The organism is Pseudoalteromonas sp. (assembly GCF_036960685.1).
GTDB lineage: Bacteria > Pseudomonadota > Gammaproteobacteria > Enterobacterales > Alteromonadaceae > Pseudoalteromonas.
Window position 1 is genome coordinate 87,157 of sequence record NZ_JBALXK010000015.1, and the last position, 17,883, is coordinate 105,039.

Consider the following 17,883-nt stretch of genomic DNA (forward strand, 5'->3'; position numbering starts at 1 on the left):
TGAATAGATTCATAGCACCCTTTTATCATTTTGGAGTTTCTATGTTTAACAAAACTAAAATTGCCGTTGTAGTTACGAGTGCACTATATGCTGCATCCGCGGCCACTGCGAGCGATACTAATAACAATAATAGCCAGTGGACAGCACCAGCAAACCAAGCTGAAATTAAAGCACAACCTGAATTAGACTGGCCTAATAAACTTAATCAACAAGTAAAAAAACAAAGCTCTATTTTCAAGGCAGAACAAAACATCTCGGGTACACATACCTACATAGTGCAATTAGAAGATGCGCCTTTAACCTCTTATGACGGTGGTGTTGCCGGTCACACTGCAACTAAAAGTCTTGTTCAAGCTGCGCGTTCGTCAAATCGTCCTTTAGACTTAAAACAAAGCGCATTGGCTCAATATCAAAACTATTTACAACAACAGCAAACCAGTGTGCTAAGTAACGCGCAAAAGCTACAAGGTTTAAGTGTGCAATCTGAGCGTTCGTTCACTGTAGCGCTTAATGGTTTTACAACTCAAATGACCCAGCAACAAGCACTACAGCTTGCTAAAGTTCCGGGTGTAAAACACATCAAACGCTCAACCATGAAGCAACTGCAAACCTTTAATTCAGTGGGTGACACTGGCGCACACGCTGTTTGGAACACCCCAGCTTCTGGCACAGGTAAAAACTTAGGTGAAGAGATTGTTGTTGGTATTATTGATACCGGTATCAATACTGATCACCCTTCATTTGCAGCAGTAGGCGATGACGGTTACCAGCATATAAACCCACTAGGTGCTGATAATTTTTTAGGTGATTGTCAAGCTGATGCATCACTTTGTAATAGTAAACTGATTGGTGTTTACTCATACCCTGAAATTACTTCGACTTATTCTGACCCCGTTTATGCAGAATCTCGCCCAGAAAATGGTGAAGATTATCATAGCCATGGCTCGCATGTTGCGGGTACTTCCGCGGGTAATATTATATATAATCAAAAGTACTTACTAACAGAAGCTCTGGTACAAGGGGATGGTCTTCCAACTAACCTTGAGTTTGAACAGTTATCAGGTATGGCTCCGCATGCAAATATTATTTCCTACCAAGCATGTTTTGCTGGTAGTGCGGGCGATCCATACTCAGGTTGTCCTGAAACCGCGATCATATCAGCCATTGAGCAAGCCGCGATTGATAATGTGGATGTGATCAACTTCTCAATCGGTGGCCTTGAACAAGACCCGTGGACAGATCCAATTGAGCAAGCTTTTTTCAACGCCGCGAAAAGCGGTATATTTATAGCTGCCGCAGCGGGTAATAATGGCCCTGAAATAATGAGTGCTGACCACTCATCTCCTTGGTTAACTACAGTAGCTGCAAGCACGCCAAGTAGTCGTATCGCGTACTCTGAAAAAACGTTAAGCAATATGACCGGTGGAGACACAGCTGCGCCTTTGGATATGACTGGCCGCTCAGTTACATTTGAAGAAATAACAGGCTTAGTGGTTAATGCTGCTGAGTTTGACAATCCAAATGAACCTATCTCATCTTGGGTACCAAACTGTGATAACGAGTTCCCAGAAGGCACTTTTGATTTTGCTGATGACCCTGAAACACCAGATATTAACGAGTCAGAGCAAGCTGTTATTGTCGTGTGTAAACGTAGTTCTAACCCTTTATATTACAAAGGCATTAATGTTGCTAACGGTGGCGCTGAAGGGTTAATCATCTATAATCAATCTAGTTTCTATGATTCAGCTGATTTACCAGATGTACCACATCCTATTCCTGCAATTCATATTAAAAACTCAGATGCGCAAGAGATTTTTACATGGCTATCTTCAGGTAAAGGTCACATGGCGACAATCACCTCAACCGCTGCTGAAATTGAAGATGTTGAAGGCCATAATTTGGCTTACTTCTCAAGTCAAGGTCCTTCGTATTATGGTCTAAACACCTTGTTTGTAGATATTGCAGCGCCGGGTGTTGATATCTACGCACCAGGTTCAACCGATCAGCCATTCACTGCCAATCCAGGAACTGCCCAGTGGATGATGATGTCGGGTACTTCAATGGCAAGCCCACATGTTGCGGGTGCTGCGGCGCTATTAAAGCAGTCTCACCCAGATTGGTCTCCACTGGAAATACAATCGGCATTATTGATGACTGCGAGTAATGATCTGTATTCTTCTAAATTTTTAGCTAATTATGAATCAAGTGGTTACAACTCTTCTATGGGTGAGTCAGGCGCAGGTCGAATGCATGTTGATCTTGCTGATAAAGTGGGCCTTGTACTTGATGAAAATATGGAAAACATGCAAGAAGCTAATCCAAATCTAGGTGGCTTTGTCGAAAATTTGAATACAGCTTACATGGTTAACACCGAGTGTGTTGATGAATGTAATTGGATCCGTACTTTTAAAGCGACTGAAGATGGCAACTGGACAGCTACATCTGACACTTTTACTGACGGATTTGAAATTGAAGTTACTCCAAGCGAATTTACAGTTAAAAAAGGTGAAACTGTTGCTCTGGTTGTAAAAGCAAAAACTGTTCGTGCACCTGGCATTACAGGGCAAATTGATTATATCGGCAATCAAGGGCAACTCGTACTAACGCCAGCAAATACAGCATCACCAACGCTTGAGTTACCAGTATGGACTTACAATGGTGATACAGGTCTTCCTGATTTTGTCACTATTGATGCACACCGTACATCTGGTGTAGCAACAATTGGACCTATGATCACTGGTGATATCTCTGATTTTGCAAGTAAAAATTATGGTTTCCAAAAAGCAGAGGTTGCAACTAAAACCTTGTCTATAGATTCAACAGTTGGTGAACCATTTGATAATTTAGATGAAGTACTCGTTACTTTCAGTACTGTGCCTGAGAATACCCCGCTTATTATTTCACAAATTATTGGCGATGATACTCAGCGTAAGCTTATTTTCATGGGCCAAGACAGCAATGGCGACGGTATTCCGTCATGGGATGAAATGCTATGTATGTCAACTGCTTATACAGTAACAAATACATGTGCTATTCATGATCCAGCGCAGGGCCAATATTGGACTGTGATATCAAATGTATATAACTCAGACCCACGTGAAACAAGTGTCGCGACTGCTGTATTAAGCACCGATGCCGGTAACATGACTGTGAGCGCACCTGAAAAAGTATCAGGTTACGAAGATTACACCATTGATATTGGTTACAACATCCCAGATATGGAAATAGGCGATATTTACTTTGGCGGCGTCGATATTGGCTCAAACCCAAATGACATAGGAAATGTTGGCTTTATTCCACTGATCTTATCGCAAGTCGATGAAGATGTAAGCTTTACAGCCAGTAAAAGCAAAGCAAAAGTGGGCGATATCGTTGACTTCAATGTTAAGGTTATTGCCAACAACACCGAACAAGCGCGAAACTTTGCCCTTGATTTAGCACTTCCAGAAGGCATTGAGTTAGTTGCTGATTCAGTAATTGCATCACACTCAACACCTAGCGAAGTGATTGTAAATGATCAAGCATGGCATGTTGCAGGAACACAACAATCATCGAAAAATGTTGAACGTAACTATAAAGTTACCACAAGTACCACTGATGAAATGTGTTCTTTGCGTGTTGCAGGTTCACCACATCCTGGCTATTTAGATCTTCGACAATATGGTTGGCGTACGCTCGTTGATGTTGAAGGTAGATACTCAAATAGCTTTGAGTACTCACTTAAAGATCTAATGTACACTGATCTAGATGTTAGTTTCCCGTTCTTTAACCTTGAAAACTATACATCATTAAAGATAAGCCCTGCTGGTGCTATCTATTGGAGTAACCGTCGTCTGCCTTCAGCGCACACTCCATTCCCTACAGGTTCAACGATCCCAACCCCTGAGCACATGATTGCGCCATACTGGGTTGGTGATAACATGTTAACTCGTTTTGATGCGTTATCAGGGCAATATGACCTCAATGCGGGTGTTACACCTAGTTACACAGCCGATCGTCAATGGTTAGTACTTGAATGGGATAACGTAGAACGTCGTAATACAGAAGGTCAATCTGTTGATTTTGAAGCTTTTTTAAGAACAAACATCAACTACGAGCCAGGTGAGTATGAAATGATGTTTGCCTACGACAATCTTTCAATGGCTGACGAAAAAGGTAGTATCGGCTTTAAATCATATGCTGGACGTACTGTTATTAATGGTTCACCCGTTGAACACTATTACGGTGAAGGAATTGCATTCAATGACTTAACTGATGTTCTTAGTGATGAGTTAGTTGTTTGTATGGATTACACCGGTCCTGAGGAATCACAATTTAACGTGGCATTCCAAGGGTATGTTACGCAAACTGCTGCCGGTCAAACACAGACGCTTGAACTAAGTAATGGCCTAGAAGGCGCTGAAAATGAAACGCTAACGCTTGATCTGGAAGTGGCTGGTAACCTTGAGTTATTACCTGTTGCAGATATGACCTCTGATGCAGGCCAACCAGTTAGCTTCACTGTCACTTACACCGACAAAAACAAAGTCAGCAACCTGATTGAAGTTGAAGGTGAGCATATCAGTTACCAAGTGTCTGGTAACGAAAGTGGCAGCACAGTAACAATAACACCTGATATCGGTGCCTATGGCGACCTAGACCTAGTTCTACATGTACGTGACAGCGTAGCATCAGGTGATGTAGCGAGCCAACCATTCGTTCTTTCGGTAAATAAAGTAAACACAGCACCCACTGTAATGGTTCAAGCTGAGAATACTTTCTTAGGTGAGACTGTAACACTGGACGCCAGCGGCTCAACCGATACACATGATGAACTTAGCTTCACTTGGCAACAAGTGTCTGGCCCAACAGCTACCTTAGCTAATACCGACCAAGCCATTGCTAGTTTTGATGCTGCTGAGATGGGTGAATATGTGTTCAATGTAACAGTAACAGACGGCGAGTTTACTGTAGCAAAAGAACTTAAACTCACTGTGGTTGAAAAAGAAGCACCACCTGTTGAAATTGAGAACACAGCACCTGTAGTCATCGCTAAAGGAACAAATGCCACTGTTGGTAACTTTGTAACTTTAGATGCAAGTAAATCAAAAGATGCCGAATCTGATGAATTAACTTACCAATGGGAACAGACATCAGGTACAGACGTAATGCTTGCTAACAGTAGCACAGCTATTGCAACCTTTAATGCAACACAAGCTGGTGAATATCAATTTATCGTTACAGTCAGTGACGGCGAATTACAAAGCCAACAAAGTGTTACCGTTATGGTTGATGAAGCTGTTGAACCTGAAGAAGACAAAGATTCAGGCTCAACCTCAGGTTTACTACTGATGTTATTGGCAATTCCAGCCGTACTTCGTCGTAAACTTAAGCGATAAGCTTATTTTACTGCGCTGTAGCTCACAGCGCAGCCTAACGAACCCTTAACAACGTAATTAGTTGTAACCAATGCCAGTGCCTCATGTCACTGGCATTTTTTATACTTTAAAGTTTCACTATATCGTTAATCCTCTGTCTCATAGCGATAATGTCCGGTGATTTTATAGCGGAACAGCACGTCTTCTCGTTGCGGCCCGGCTCCGATGTTATGCACAATAAGCGGCGTTTTGTTATCTACCGCGAACTCATTCACCACTATACCTATATGCGGCAAATTGCCAGGTAGCATCCAAGTGACAATATCACCTGCTTTATAAGTGTCAGCATTATTAGTGATCGGCAGCACTGTGCCATGACGCTTAAAAAAAGCTTGTAAGTTGGGTACTCTACGATGATCAATATTACTATCGGCTTTAGTTAAACCCCATATTCTTTTTGAAGGGTAAGAAGAGAAGTTATCGCGCATGTCTTCGTGCACTAACTGTTGTAAATCAATGCCTAGAGCTCTATAACTTCGAATAATTACGTCAGTACACACGCCAATATTGGCTGGTACGTCACCGTTTGGGTAAGCAATACGATGATATGCACCGTCATAACGGACATTGTGCGTTGTTCTATCATTTGCGGCGTTTACCAATCCATCAGTAAATGTATTGCTATAACTAAAAGCAGAAAACAATAACAGCAAAAAACAAAGTACATAATTCATAATCACTCCTTGTAAATTCTAACGCTCTTTAAACTTCATTAGTCGCTTTAACTCTCGTAGCACCAGCATAGGCTCATCATTTTGAATAAAGTGACCGCTTTTTTCTGTTAACACACTGCGCCCTTGAGGAAATTCAGCAGCCCAATTCTGCCACATTTCTCCCCACATCATTCGGCCCTTGTCTGTAAAAAACAAATTACTCGGTTCAGCTACTTTTCGCACTGACGCTATAACTGTAACGGGTATATCTTTAATCTGCGGATAATCTGGTAAGGGCCTTTTACTCCAAAAGTCTAAATATTGATTCGACATCCCATTTGCCATATCACTTAGTTTTATTTGCGCGATTTCTTTATTACCCTGCTCTAGATTTATGGCACGCAGTATATCTACATCGTGCTCAGAGGAAGGATCGAGCATGAGTAATGCATTTAATTGTTGTGGATATTTTGCAGCAAAATCTCGCGCGACACTGCCACCATAAGAGTGCGCAACTAGTATTACTGGTTTTGAAATGTCCAGCGCCAACAAGAACTCACTCAAATGATCGGCATAGTCCATTGACGTAAAATGCCGCTTAATTGCTGTTGAGTTGCCATTACCTACACGCGAGTAACGAATAACCTTAGTTTGCTCAGCTATGGAACTAAAAACCGAGTTCCAATCGTCTAAGCCTGCACTGCCCCCCGCCTCTAGTAATACAACTTGCTCGCCAGTACCTGCAACTTCATATTCCAACTCAAACTCTCCCACTTTTACAACTGCCGCTTTAACATTTGCAGCAAACAATAAAAAGAGAGTGAGTAACAAGAAGCGATTAGTATTAATACCTAAAGATCTTAACTGCATTGTATTTTCCTTTTACATTTTAACTTAGGTTTGACTGTTGGAGCTTAAATGCTCACTGAGCATCAGCCTAATTTCAAGTTCGCTTCGCTTAATTTCTTTAATGATTGATTGTCGGTTCATTTCCATAAACAGCCACAGCTTTATGGCAATTTGCATCATTAAACTACTGACAAAACACACTGCCCAAAACAATTGCTGCTCGGAATTAAAAAATTGATACGCTGATAGTATAAAAATGGCTGTAAGTATAAAAGCGAAAAACGTCCCTAAAATAGTCCAACGTCGCATATTTCCATTATATACACCGCTAAGCTGCTTAAATAAGCCAGGATCACTCTCCAAAATAGACTCTAAATTGTGTTGCTCTGCTTGTAAGCTCTGTTTTATTTTCTCATCTAAGTTCATTTTTATCTCCAATTATTCATTTAACCATGTTGCCATTTGTGCTCTCGCTCGGTGCAAGCGTGACTTTACTGTGCCAACCGCTACATCCGTTATTAAGGCGATGTCACTAATTGACATTTGCTCTAAATAAAATAGATAGATGCTATGTCGCTCACTATCCGGCAGGTTATTTATCAATTTCAGTAAATCAATAGATTGCTCAGTACTACTTGTTATATCTCTTGTTTGTTCATGTTTATCTAGCTGAAAACTCTCGAAGCCCTTAGTTTGTCTAGTTGTATCTATAAATTTGTGATACACCACCCTAAACAACCATGCTTTAAATACACTTGGCTCTTTTAGTTTGCGAATATCTTTTGCCACCACAGCCCACGCTTCCTGCGTAATATCTTTTGCTAGGTCTGTCTGCTTACACAGCTTCATCGCGAAGAGAAAGCTTGGTTTATATAAACAGTTACATAATGAGTTAAAAGCCAGCTCATCCCCCTGCTGCGCATTAATTACAGCAAGCGCTATTTGCGTCGAATTCATGCATTTCCTTAATATCTTTTTTACAAGACGGTGTTGCTAAGCAAAAGGTTCGCAATTTTTTATTTTTCACAAAAAAAGCCCAAGCAATTGCTTGGGCTCATTATAAATCAATGCTTAAACAGCTCAGTTACTTTTGCAATTTAATACCATCAAAGTGCGCTTGTAAGTCAGTCACTAAAGTTTGCTTAGGTAAATCTGCAAACGCTTTGTCAGCAAACTTACTACCACGCAGTTGCACGTTTAAACGCGCAGCTTGTGGGTTTAACATGGTTTTTTTGTAGTAGTCTTTAATATCCGCAAGGGTTACTTTTTCAACTTCTACAATTAACTTTTCTTTTGAATCAAACTCAAAGTTTTCACGATACCAATCACCAATTAACGGGCCCATCTCATCGCTGAGATTTTTTGGCTGCTCTTTAAGTGATACTAAGGCTGCGTTTTTAAGCTGCGCGAAGGTTTCTTCACTCATGTTATCAAGCTCTACAGCGTATTGCTTTTTAAACTCTTCAAAACGCGCTTGCATTGCTTGTGCATCTTTAACCGGTGTTTGAATAAACAAGCCAATTGCAGAGAAGTCTTCAATTGGACGAGCTAATCCGCCTACCGCATAAGCCAGTTGCTCTTCGGTACGTAATTTATCAAATGCGATAGTACTAAAGTGACCTTGTAGCACTTGCGCTTGTGCTTTTTGTTTATAACCTGCAACTGGGTGCACGGTCATATCAATAATCGCTACATCGGCTACATCAATGTCTTTTTGCAACACGATAGTTTCACCAGGTTGCGGCAACCAGGCTTTGCTGCGTGCAAACGCGGTAGATTGATGGTTTTTAGGTAAGACTGTCGTTAGCTCTTTAGCAATTGAGTCAACATCTTGCTGATTGTAGTTACCAAAGGTAAATACGCGCAGTTCGTTATTGCCAAATGTCTGTTGTTTGAGCTGCTCAAAATCGGCAATAGTTAGTGTACCCGCTGTATTTACTAATGCATCCGTATCAAAGCTACCCGTTCTAATCAGTTTTGAATATTCATCAAACGCTTGATAGAAAGGAAATTGTTTTTGTGCATTTAACAAAGCGCGCTGGTAACGATCAAGAGCTTGGGCAAAGCCCTGCTCTGTCACTTGTACGTTTATATTTTCCAGCGCTTGCGCCAGCAATGCATCTTGCTTATCTGTAAAGCCACTCAGAGATAAAATAAGGCCATTGCTCGCTTCAAGACCAACACTCATACCGGCAACCGCGGCTTCAGTACTGAGTTTACTTTGTTGTAGGTTGTATAAATCAGCCCATACTGAGTAAAGTACTTTTGCTTTTATATCCGTCAACGCATCTGGCGTGTTTAAATAAACTTCAACCAACCCTTTAGGCTGCTCGGCAAAGTTTTGACTTGCTTGACGCCATACTTTTACGCCATTTTTGTCATACACCAAAGCAGGATGCTTTTGCTCAGCAAATTGTGCTGTTTTAATAGCAAAGCTCTCTGGTAATAAACGGTTAACAGTTGGCAATGCTAACGCAAATTGGCTTGGCTTACTCCAGCTGGCGATCTCTGCATCGCTGATATCTTCAATGCGGTATTTACCATCGTAGAAATGCAATTGTGAGTCAGTTTCTTCTTGTTTAGAGGTATACCAAATACGTAAAGTGTCAGCATTTAACTGCTTAAGTACTTTATTAATCGCAGCGGCATCAAATTTAGCATAATGATATGGCGCATTGATCGCATGGTTAAGCGGATAATCCTGCATGCTGCCAGCTAGATTACTAACATAACCGAACTCATCGCCTTTTTCCAAAAATTGAAATTCATTATTGAGTGAAGTGCGAATTTCATTAAAGTATTTACTATCTACGCCTTCTTTTTTAATTAAGTCAATGTATTGCATAATCGTTGCGACGATTGCTTCGCGGTTTTTCATGCCTTCATCTGTTAACTGTACATCGACTGTCAGCGCACCATAATTACCGTAGTGTGTTGGTGTCGCACTTGCAGAAAGTTGTGATACCCAGCCTTTATCACGCAGAATTTGGGCCGGACTACCTTGCATTTCATTACTTAATAAATACGCGACAAAACGGTTAGGTTTAACGGCAAATTCGTCGCTGTTATCAGTGATAGTAAAATCAAGTTGTAACTGTTTTACATCTTCATTTGGCGCGTAATGTACGCGTTTCCCGCCAACGTTACCAAAATCTAGTTTTTGAGTAACGGTTGGTTTTTCGATTTTTTTATCTTCTATATCAGCAAAGTATTTTTGTGCTTTGGCTTCCATCTCGCCAAGTGGCAGGTTTGAAATCATTGCCACTTTCATAATATTAGAAGAGTAATATTTATTATAAAAATCAACAGTTTCTTTATGCAGTGAACTGCCTTCTTTATCACCGAGAGTTTCTAGGTTACCGATTAAAAAGCGGTTGGCTGGATGATCCCCCATCATTTTACGGGCAAGTTTAAACTGACCAAAAAAGTCCATTTCACGGCGCATTGACCACTCAGCATTTACCGCATTTTTCTCTTTATCTGTGTATTCTGGGTAAAGCTTTGGCGATTTAAAAAAGTCAGCAAAACGGTCAAGCGCTTCGTCGTAGGCATCGTTATTTACTTTAAACATATAGTTAGTGATATCAAGCCAAGTATACGCGTTGTGTGCACCGCCATTTTTGGTCATAAAATCAGAGTACCCTTTGGTATCAGGGTAACGCTCAGTACCTAAAAATAACATATGCTCTAAGTAATGCGCCATGCCTTGTTGACTCATTGGATCGTGTAATAAACCAACCCCCACACTTAATGCTGCCGCTGATTTTTCAGCGCTTGGATCTGAGACTAAAATCACTTCAATTTCATTTGCCAATTTTAGGGTTTTATATTGGCGAGTATCATTTGGGCTAATTACCAGAGTGTCTGACAATAATGCGCTTTGTGGTGGCACTGATGTAGTTGTAGTACCACAACCACTTAGTACCGCAAGGGCAATCGCGCTTAGAGTAATTATTTTTTTCATATCGAGAGTTAATCCATCACTTGTTTATTATTTGAATGATCAGTAAATATCAAAATGCATGCAATCATTTTCCTATATACTTTGTAACACATTGTAAATTGCAAAAACAAACTGTTAGTCTAAACAAGCAATTGAATAGCCCTACACAGAAAAATAATTAATAAAGGAAACTAAAATGGAAAAATATCTATTACTTGCTATGTTCGCTCAAGTCATGCTGACCTTTACCGTAATGATAGTGATGGGCCGCCGACGTTTTAGTGCAGCACGTAACAAAACTATTTCGATGCAGGATTTTGCGACTATGCAATTAGATAAGGCAGGCGATGACGTACATATTGCCGGGCGTAACTATATTAACCAATTCGAAATACCGGTGCTGTTTTTTGTTGCCTGTGTAACAGGGCTACAACTCAATGCGGCTGGTTACGTGTTTGTCGCTTTAGCATGGGGATTTGTTATTTCGCGCGTCATTCACAGCATTATTCATCTAGGCAGTAATAGCGTAAAACCGCGTTATTATAGTTTTTTGCTTGGCTGTTTGTTGGTTTTAACTATGTGGGTTTTATTAGTGATGCGAGTATTTGCGCTTTAAATAAAGCTAACCGATGCTATCGGGTATAAACCCGATAGCCAGTACATACTCTTGTTAAGCTACGCGACGACGTTTAAAGCCTAATAATAATAATGGTAATAACCAGCTCATGCTACCGCTTGAGCTATCACCAGAACTAGGATCCGTTGGGTTCACGTTATCGATTAGCGTATTTTCTTTCGGTGATAGATTTACTGATGAGTTAGGATCATCGTCCAGTATAACCGCGCTGTTTATAGCCACTAAATTGGCGATGGTTAAGGTCGTATCCGCATTTGCACACTGCTCTTTGGTAATATCCACTACAGGAATTTCGCCACAATGTACTAACGCCGAAATCTTATCAAGCACCGCATAGCTGTCTGGAGTGATCTGACCAAAAACAGTAAACCCCCCATTTTGTACATCTAAATTAGCGCTATTATCTTTAAGATTAAAGAACCACTGACTTGTAGCACTATTTGCGTTATTACTTAGCTTGGCCATCGATACTGTGCCCTTTACATTCGATAACACAGGCTCATTGATAATTGCGGGGGATGTTTCAATCGCTTCAAAATCATCAGTAAAAGTAAATCCACCACCTTGAATGATAAACTTCTCTATCGAGCGGTGGATCACCGTTTGGTTGTATGCTTCACTCTCAACATAGCTTAAAAAGTTTGCCACTGTTTTTGGTGTTTGTTGATCAAATAAATCAATTTTAATTGTCCCTTGTGAAGTCTGCATTTCAACCACAGTCGCGTTGCTTGCAAACGCAGCTGTAGCTAACAAGGTGCCCAGTAATAGTTTTTTCATTATTTTTTTGTCCTGAAGAATGTTGTGTTAATGTAAATACAATGCAAATAGTAAAGAATCAATGAACTAAATACGATAGCAAAACGTACCTTTAAACAAATCAGACCGAATTGATTACATTTAAATTACATGTAGTTACATTTCATTGTTATTCACTCACGTTATAAGTAAGTTTTATTTAAAACGAAATCGTCTTAATAGACTGATTTATTTTGTTAGTATTATTTCAACACAAAAACACACACAACAGGATTCATTGCCATGTCTAATAATGAACAGCAGATATGCGATTTCGGCTTACATCAGGGCGAAGCATATACTAAGTTGCCAGCCAGCTTTTTGAACTGGATGGTGGGTAGTAACCATGAAAAATCAGCATTGGCAGAGCAAGAGTTACATCGACGTCAATTAGCCGCAACAGGAAAACTAAATTTCCAAGACGATATGAAAATAGAATAATTACGTTATTTGCGTTATTTAGTAATAAAACTAGTTTAAACTATGCGCTTAATGAACAGCAGAACACTGACAACACGGGTCACATTATGCGCATATTAATTTCTCTTTTTCTATTACTAAGCATCAGTGCATGCACTAGTAACCAACCTTCCCCTGATACCCATTCATCAACCGATGATATTCACTACCTCACTATTTTACACACCAATGATAATCACGGCCGTTTTTGGCATAACGAAAAAGGCGAATACGGCATGGCTGCACGTAAAACCTTGATTGACCAATTACGCGCGGATGCAAAGCAAAATGGTCATGCTGTGTTATTACTTTCCGGTGGTGATATAAACACAGGCATTCCAGAATCTGATCTACAATTTGCAGAGCCTGATTTTAAAGGTATGTCGTTAATTGGTTACGATGCCATGGCAATTGGTAATCATGAATTTGACAATCCATTAAGTGTTTTAAAACAGCAACAACAATGGGCAAATTTCCCACTACTCTCTGCCAATATTATTGATAAGAAAACCGGCAAAAATGCCTTTCAAGCATATAAAATATTTCAGCAGCTAGGGCTAACAATTGCGGTAATTGGCCTAACAACGACTGACACAGCTAAAATTGGTAACCCTCAATATATCGGCGACCTTGAATTTGAGGAGCCTGTTGCGGTAACACAAGCATTAGCGGACAAAATTAAAACACAATATCAGCCGGATATTACCATTGCGGTAACTCATATGGGCCATTATGTTGATGCCAATTTTGGTATTAATGCGCCTGGCGATGTTACTCTAGCTCGCTCTCTTGAAAAAAACACCCTTGATATGATCATCGGTGGCCACTCACAAGAACCAGTGTGTATGGCAAGCGAGAATAAAAACGATGATAACTTTAAACCCGGTATGGCATGTAAACCCGATCAACAAAATGGCACCTGGATCATGCAAGCTCATGAATGGGGAAAATACGTTGGTAAAGCAGAATTTAAGCTCGAAAATGGCCAACTCACTTTGCTTGACTATAAATTACTGCCGGTAAATTTATACATTCATCAAGAACAAGCAGACGGCACTACAAAACCCGTACTTGCCAATGACTATATTACACCAGATCCTCAATTAAAGGCTTTTTTGGCTGATTACCAAGCTATAGGTGCAAAGCAGATTGAAGGTAAAATTGGTTATGTTGATGCCAAGCTTGAAGGTGATCGTAATAAAGTACGTTATCAACAAACCAACTTAGCGCGTGTTATTGTGCAGTCACAAATGAATGTTGTAGGCGCTGACTTTGGCATTATCAGTGGTGGTGGCGTACGTGACAGTATTGCTGCTGGTGACGTAAGTTATAAAGATATTTTAAAAGTACACCCATTTAAAAATCGCATTACCTATATTGATTGGCAAGGCCAAGAGCTTTGGGATTACCTAGAAACGGTCACCAGCTTTCCACCTGACTCAGGTGCATACTTGCAATACCATCACTTAAGCTTTGAGCGCAGTAATAACACGTTGACTAAAGTGATGATCAACAAACAACCCCTCGATAAAAGCAAAACCTATCGTATGAGTATTAATAGCTACAATGCCTCTGGCGGCGATGGTTACCCTATTTTGCTGAAACGTAAAGGTTTTGTCAGTACTGATGAAACAGATGCGCAAGCGCTGAAACGTTTCTTTACTGAAAATAGTCCAGTTAAAGCGATTGAGTTTACCCCACAATAATTAAAAGCTGATCTCACTTATATTGAGTGAGATCTGCTCACTATTACTTACCAATTACTTCAATATCAGATACTTTAATATTCGATAAGCCATAGCTGTGTAACCGCGAGCGAGATCCTTCCCCATGCGCCTTAGGCGGATAATAGATCTCTTTCAGCTCAGGGTGTTCAATCAGTAGCTCATCCAATGCGGCTCTAATTTCACTTAAGGTCTTTTCCAAACTATTGGTAAAGTTAGGACGCTTACGAATAGTGTGACCAAGCTGAGTTAGACGGTAAAAATACTTGTTTGCCAATTCAATTAACTCATCCGGTACATCTTTGTTTTGATTGAGTGTTACAGCAGGATGCTCAACACAAAACTCGATTAAAGCTAAATAAAAACACAGTGGCTTGTTAGCAAGCGCAATCGCTAATTCTTGGTTAGTATTTAAGCCTAACGTTTTATTATTGAGATCAATTTTGACAATTGAAACAATATTCTCTACTTGCTCTTGGTTACCTTTATTAAGCGCTGACAATGAATTTATTTTTATGTCGCGCATTCTAATTAAACAGACAATAAATGCAGATCCCAGTGCCCCCATCAATATCACTAGCATAAAAAAAGCTGCGGTATAGTGATGTGTTTGTGAAAACACCACCGTAATATCTCTACTTGGCGTGACCAGCTGATTTGTAACCATACTCTCATCAATCGCTTTTATTGAAATACCGTCGATTGCGATCACTACAACTAAGTTGCTAATTTTTAATTGCTGGTTAAGTTGCGTTATATATTGCTTAATATCATCTTCACTACCAGAGTGACTCAAAAATGCATTTGCCAAGTTGATGTGCGGTAAATCTAAGGCAATGCGATTTAAAATCTGTAATTGAGCGAGCTTCTCCTGCTGCTGCGTTTGCACTGTATTTGCAACAAAAAAGACGGCTAACAGCAAGCTAAATACACTACAAAATAAGCTAATATATTTTTTCATCTTTGATTACCAACAAACAGTGCTGATTGGCCATTGCATTGCCAATAGGATTCAACATGATTGAAATACTTTGAATTTTGTTCTTTCGACAATGACATTAATCGATCTTGTACAGCGCACAATAAATCGGTATTTTCCGACTGCATTTTTAAAAACCAGCGACTACCACTGATATTATCGCTGATAGGTGTAATGTAGTTTTTTGAAAACAGTACTTGATCGCTTTCTTGCCAATAAGAGGAAATCAAATCAACACTGCCTGCTGCTAATAACTCCCTTAGCTCTTGATGGGAACTGGCATAAGTAATGTTTAAGTTATTAATATTAATATCTAACTGTTTAAACATCTGTTTTGGTAGTATATGCCCAGAGCGACTGGTGGGATAATCGAGTAAGCCAATGCGTTTATCTAAAAAGTACTGTTTTTCTATTTTTGGTTTTTCTTTACTCGAAATAATAAACGCGGTGTAACTAGGAAAGCCAACCACTGCTTTATAGCTGTAGGTGGTTTGCGCCATAAACGCATCCATTAAATTTTCTTTCGCAAGGATCAGATCAGCAATACCTTTACCTAAAAAGTCTATGGTATCCGATGACTTATTTCCCCAGTAAGTAGTAACTTCACCATATTGTTTTGCCACTACAGCATCATCACACAGAACATTTGTGACATCACTAGCCATTGATTTAATTGGCACATAAACAATTAACACATTTTGATTTGCAGCTGACGTTGTTTGGCAACGCACTGATGTATCTATAAATGTTGGAATTGGCTCATTACCACTAGGGACGCTGATACTACCTGCCCACCAAAACAAACTGGCAAACAGAAACAAAACTGTAACAATTATAGTTTTTAAAGAAATTAGTCGTACTCGATTCAAAGTTTACTGCCAGTGTTATTTAGCTCCCTTCTATTTGACCAATTTAAATTACTTATTACAACAAGTAATTTTACCTAATAAAGTTAAGCGATTGTTTTTATAATAATTAGAATAAGAAATTATGAATTTTATTGAGTCCTTTCTATCTTGCTAGAAAATCAGGACAATTGGTTTTAGAAATATTGATTCAGTTATGAACTACAGTTTGGAAAATGACAAATGTTACAAAAAATAGGTAACTTATTGATCAGTGCGGGTAGCTTGATTTTGTTATTCACCAGTAATAGTGTTTTTGCGTGGGGCCAAAATGGACACAGAATTGTTGCGCAAGTAGCCAATTCCCATTTAACTCCAGCCACAGTTAAAGCATTAGAACCGCTACTTGAAGGCGAAAGCTTACCGCAAATAGCGACATGGGCTGACGAAATGCGCTCTGCACCCGGTGAATTTTGGCAAAAAAAATCATCTCGCTGGCACTATATCAACGCTGATGCTGCCACTTTAAATAACCCTTCTTCTCATCACTCTTCAAAAGAGTCCGTCTCTAATATCCTTGATGCCTTACTTTTTAATATTGACGTTCTCAAAGATACAAACAGCTCAATAGACGCAAAAAGATTCAGTTTACGTTTTGTTGTACACTTAGTCGGCGACAGCCATCAACCATTTCATGCTGGAAGAAAAGATGATCGTGGTGGCAATAATATTTCTGTCACATTCTTCGGGCAGGATACCAATCTGCATAGTTTGTGGGATTCAAAACTTATCGAAGACGAAAATTTATCCTACACTGAATTTGCTGGTTTTATAGACACAGATAATAAACAGTTGATTGCCGAGTACTTACAAAGTACACCAGTTCAGTGGCTACAGGAATCACATAACATAGCAAACTCTATTTATGATCAGCATGAAACAAAAATCAGTTATCAATATATTTATAAGAATATGCCAATTATAAAAACCCGCTTACAGCAAAGCGGAATAAGACTTGCCGGATTGTTAAACTTAATTTTTGACAGTTCAGCACAACCGTTAGTAAAGGCACTGAAGATGCCCGCTAACATAAATTAAAATCATTAAACTAAACATAACCTTAACACGGGAAAACAACATAATGAAAATTCAACTACGCAAAACAGCACTTTCACTCGCTATCGCAGCTTGTGTTGGCGTAAGTGGCGCAGCGCTTGCAAATGAGACGACCTCTGCAATTAAAGGTCAGATCAAAGGGCCTAACGGTAACCCTGCTGCAGGCACAAAAATTACTATTGTTCACATTCCATCAGGTTCAACTAAAGAAACTGAAACTAATGATGCTGGTTACTTTACTGCAAAAGGCCTTCGTGTTGGCGGCCCTTACAGTGTTGTAGTAGATTCTGATGTATTTGCAGACCAATCATTTAATAACATCAACTTACAAGTAGGTGCTGATTACCCAGTAAACGTAACGCTTGAACCACAATCTAATATCGAACAAATCGTAGTAACAGGTCGTGCAATTAGCCGCATGTCTGGTGGAACAGGTCCTGCCGCAACATTCACTTTAGAAGATTTA

Annotated in this window: 14 protein-coding genes; 6 read left to right on the forward strand and 8 right to left on the reverse strand. The window is 39.7% G+C overall.

What is annotated here, in order from left to right; translation table 11 throughout:
• Positions 1–41: 41 nt before the first annotated feature.
• Positions 42–5,378 carry a S8 family serine peptidase gene (locus V7783_RS13555; RefSeq protein ID WP_335679163.1) on the forward strand — a complete coding sequence of 1,779 codons (5,337 nt, stop codon included), beginning with the start codon at positions 42–44 and terminating at the stop codon, positions 5,376–5,378.
• 125 nt (positions 5,379–5,503) lie between these two features.
• On the opposite strand, the gene V7783_RS13560 is transcribed toward V7783_RS13555, so the two are convergent.
• From V7783_RS13560 to V7783_RS13580, 5 genes are all read right to left on the reverse strand, one after another.
• Complete coding sequence (locus V7783_RS13560) at positions 5,504–6,091, reverse strand: DUF1287 domain-containing protein (RefSeq protein WP_335679164.1); 588 nt, start codon at positions 6,089–6,091, stop codon at positions 5,504–5,506.
• A gap of 18 nt (positions 6,092–6,109) precedes the next feature.
• The gene (locus V7783_RS13565; RefSeq protein ID WP_335679165.1) at positions 6,110–6,940 is read right to left on the reverse strand and encodes an alpha/beta fold hydrolase; all 831 of its coding nucleotides are present in this window, start codon (positions 6,938–6,940) and stop codon (positions 6,110–6,112) included.
• A gap of 24 nt (positions 6,941–6,964) precedes the next feature.
• A complete protein-coding gene (locus V7783_RS13570; RefSeq protein WP_335679166.1) occupies positions 6,965–7,345 on the reverse strand; it encodes a DUF6768 family protein in 381 nt (126 codons plus the stop codon).
• A gap of 12 nt (positions 7,346–7,357) precedes the next feature.
• Positions 7,358–7,876 (reverse strand): RNA polymerase sigma factor, encoded by a 519-nt coding sequence (locus tag V7783_RS13575; RefSeq protein ID WP_335679167.1) that lies wholly within the window; start codon positions 7,874–7,876, stop codon positions 7,358–7,360.
• Between the two features lie 127 nt (positions 7,877–8,003).
• On the reverse strand, positions 8,004–10,883 hold the full coding sequence (locus tag V7783_RS13580; protein WP_335679168.1) for an insulinase family protein: 2,880 nt from the start codon (positions 10,881–10,883) through the stop codon (positions 8,004–8,006).
• Between the two features lie 175 nt (positions 10,884–11,058).
• Between V7783_RS13580 and V7783_RS13585 the strand changes: the two genes are divergently transcribed.
• On the forward strand, positions 11,059–11,478 hold the full coding sequence (locus V7783_RS13585) for an MAPEG family protein (RefSeq protein WP_335679169.1): 420 nt from the start codon (positions 11,059–11,061) through the stop codon (positions 11,476–11,478).
• Positions 11,479–11,532: 54 nt separating this feature from the next.
• On the opposite strand, the gene V7783_RS13590 is transcribed toward V7783_RS13585, so the two are convergent.
• On the reverse strand, positions 11,533–12,276 hold the full coding sequence (locus V7783_RS13590) for a peptidylprolyl isomerase (protein ID WP_335679170.1): 744 nt from the start codon (positions 12,274–12,276) through the stop codon (positions 11,533–11,535).
• Positions 12,277–12,537: 261 nt separating this feature from the next.
• Between V7783_RS13590 and V7783_RS13595 the strand changes: the two genes are divergently transcribed.
• Both V7783_RS13595 and ushA read left to right on the forward strand, forming a co-directional pair.
• Entirely contained in the window at positions 12,538–12,735 is a 198-nt protein-coding gene (locus tag V7783_RS13595; RefSeq protein ID WP_335679171.1) for a hypothetical protein, read from the forward strand.
• Positions 12,736–12,821: 86 nt separating this feature from the next.
• Positions 12,822–14,459 (forward strand): bifunctional UDP-sugar hydrolase/5'-nucleotidase UshA, encoded by a 1,638-nt coding sequence (ushA, locus tag V7783_RS13600; RefSeq protein WP_335679172.1) that lies wholly within the window; start codon positions 12,822–12,824, stop codon positions 14,457–14,459.
• Positions 14,460–14,502: 43 nt separating this feature from the next.
• Here the strand turns inward: ushA and V7783_RS13605 are convergent, their stop codons facing one another.
• Both V7783_RS13605 and V7783_RS13610 read right to left on the reverse strand, forming a co-directional pair.
• Positions 14,503–15,438, reverse strand: coding sequence for a hypothetical protein (locus V7783_RS13605; RefSeq protein WP_335679173.1), 936 nt, complete (start codon positions 15,436–15,438; stop codon positions 14,503–14,505).
• Positions 15,435–16,325, reverse strand: a complete 891-nt coding sequence (locus V7783_RS13610; RefSeq protein ID WP_442961379.1) for a hypothetical protein — start codon at positions 16,323–16,325, stop codon at positions 15,435–15,437. Before V7783_RS13610 ends, V7783_RS13605 begins: the two co-directional genes overlap by 4 nt.
• A 219-nt stretch (positions 16,326–16,544) precedes the next feature.
• Here V7783_RS13610 and V7783_RS13615 point away from each other — a divergent pair, with 219 nt between their 5' ends.
• Positions 16,545–17,399, forward strand: a complete 855-nt coding sequence (locus V7783_RS13615) for a S1/P1 nuclease (RefSeq protein ID WP_335679175.1) — start codon at positions 16,545–16,547, stop codon at positions 17,397–17,399.
• 43 nt (positions 17,400–17,442) lie between these two features.
• Positions 17,443–17,883, forward strand: a 441-nt coding sequence (locus tag V7783_RS13620) for a carboxypeptidase-like regulatory domain-containing protein (RefSeq protein WP_335679176.1), incomplete at its 3' end; no start/stop codon positions are given.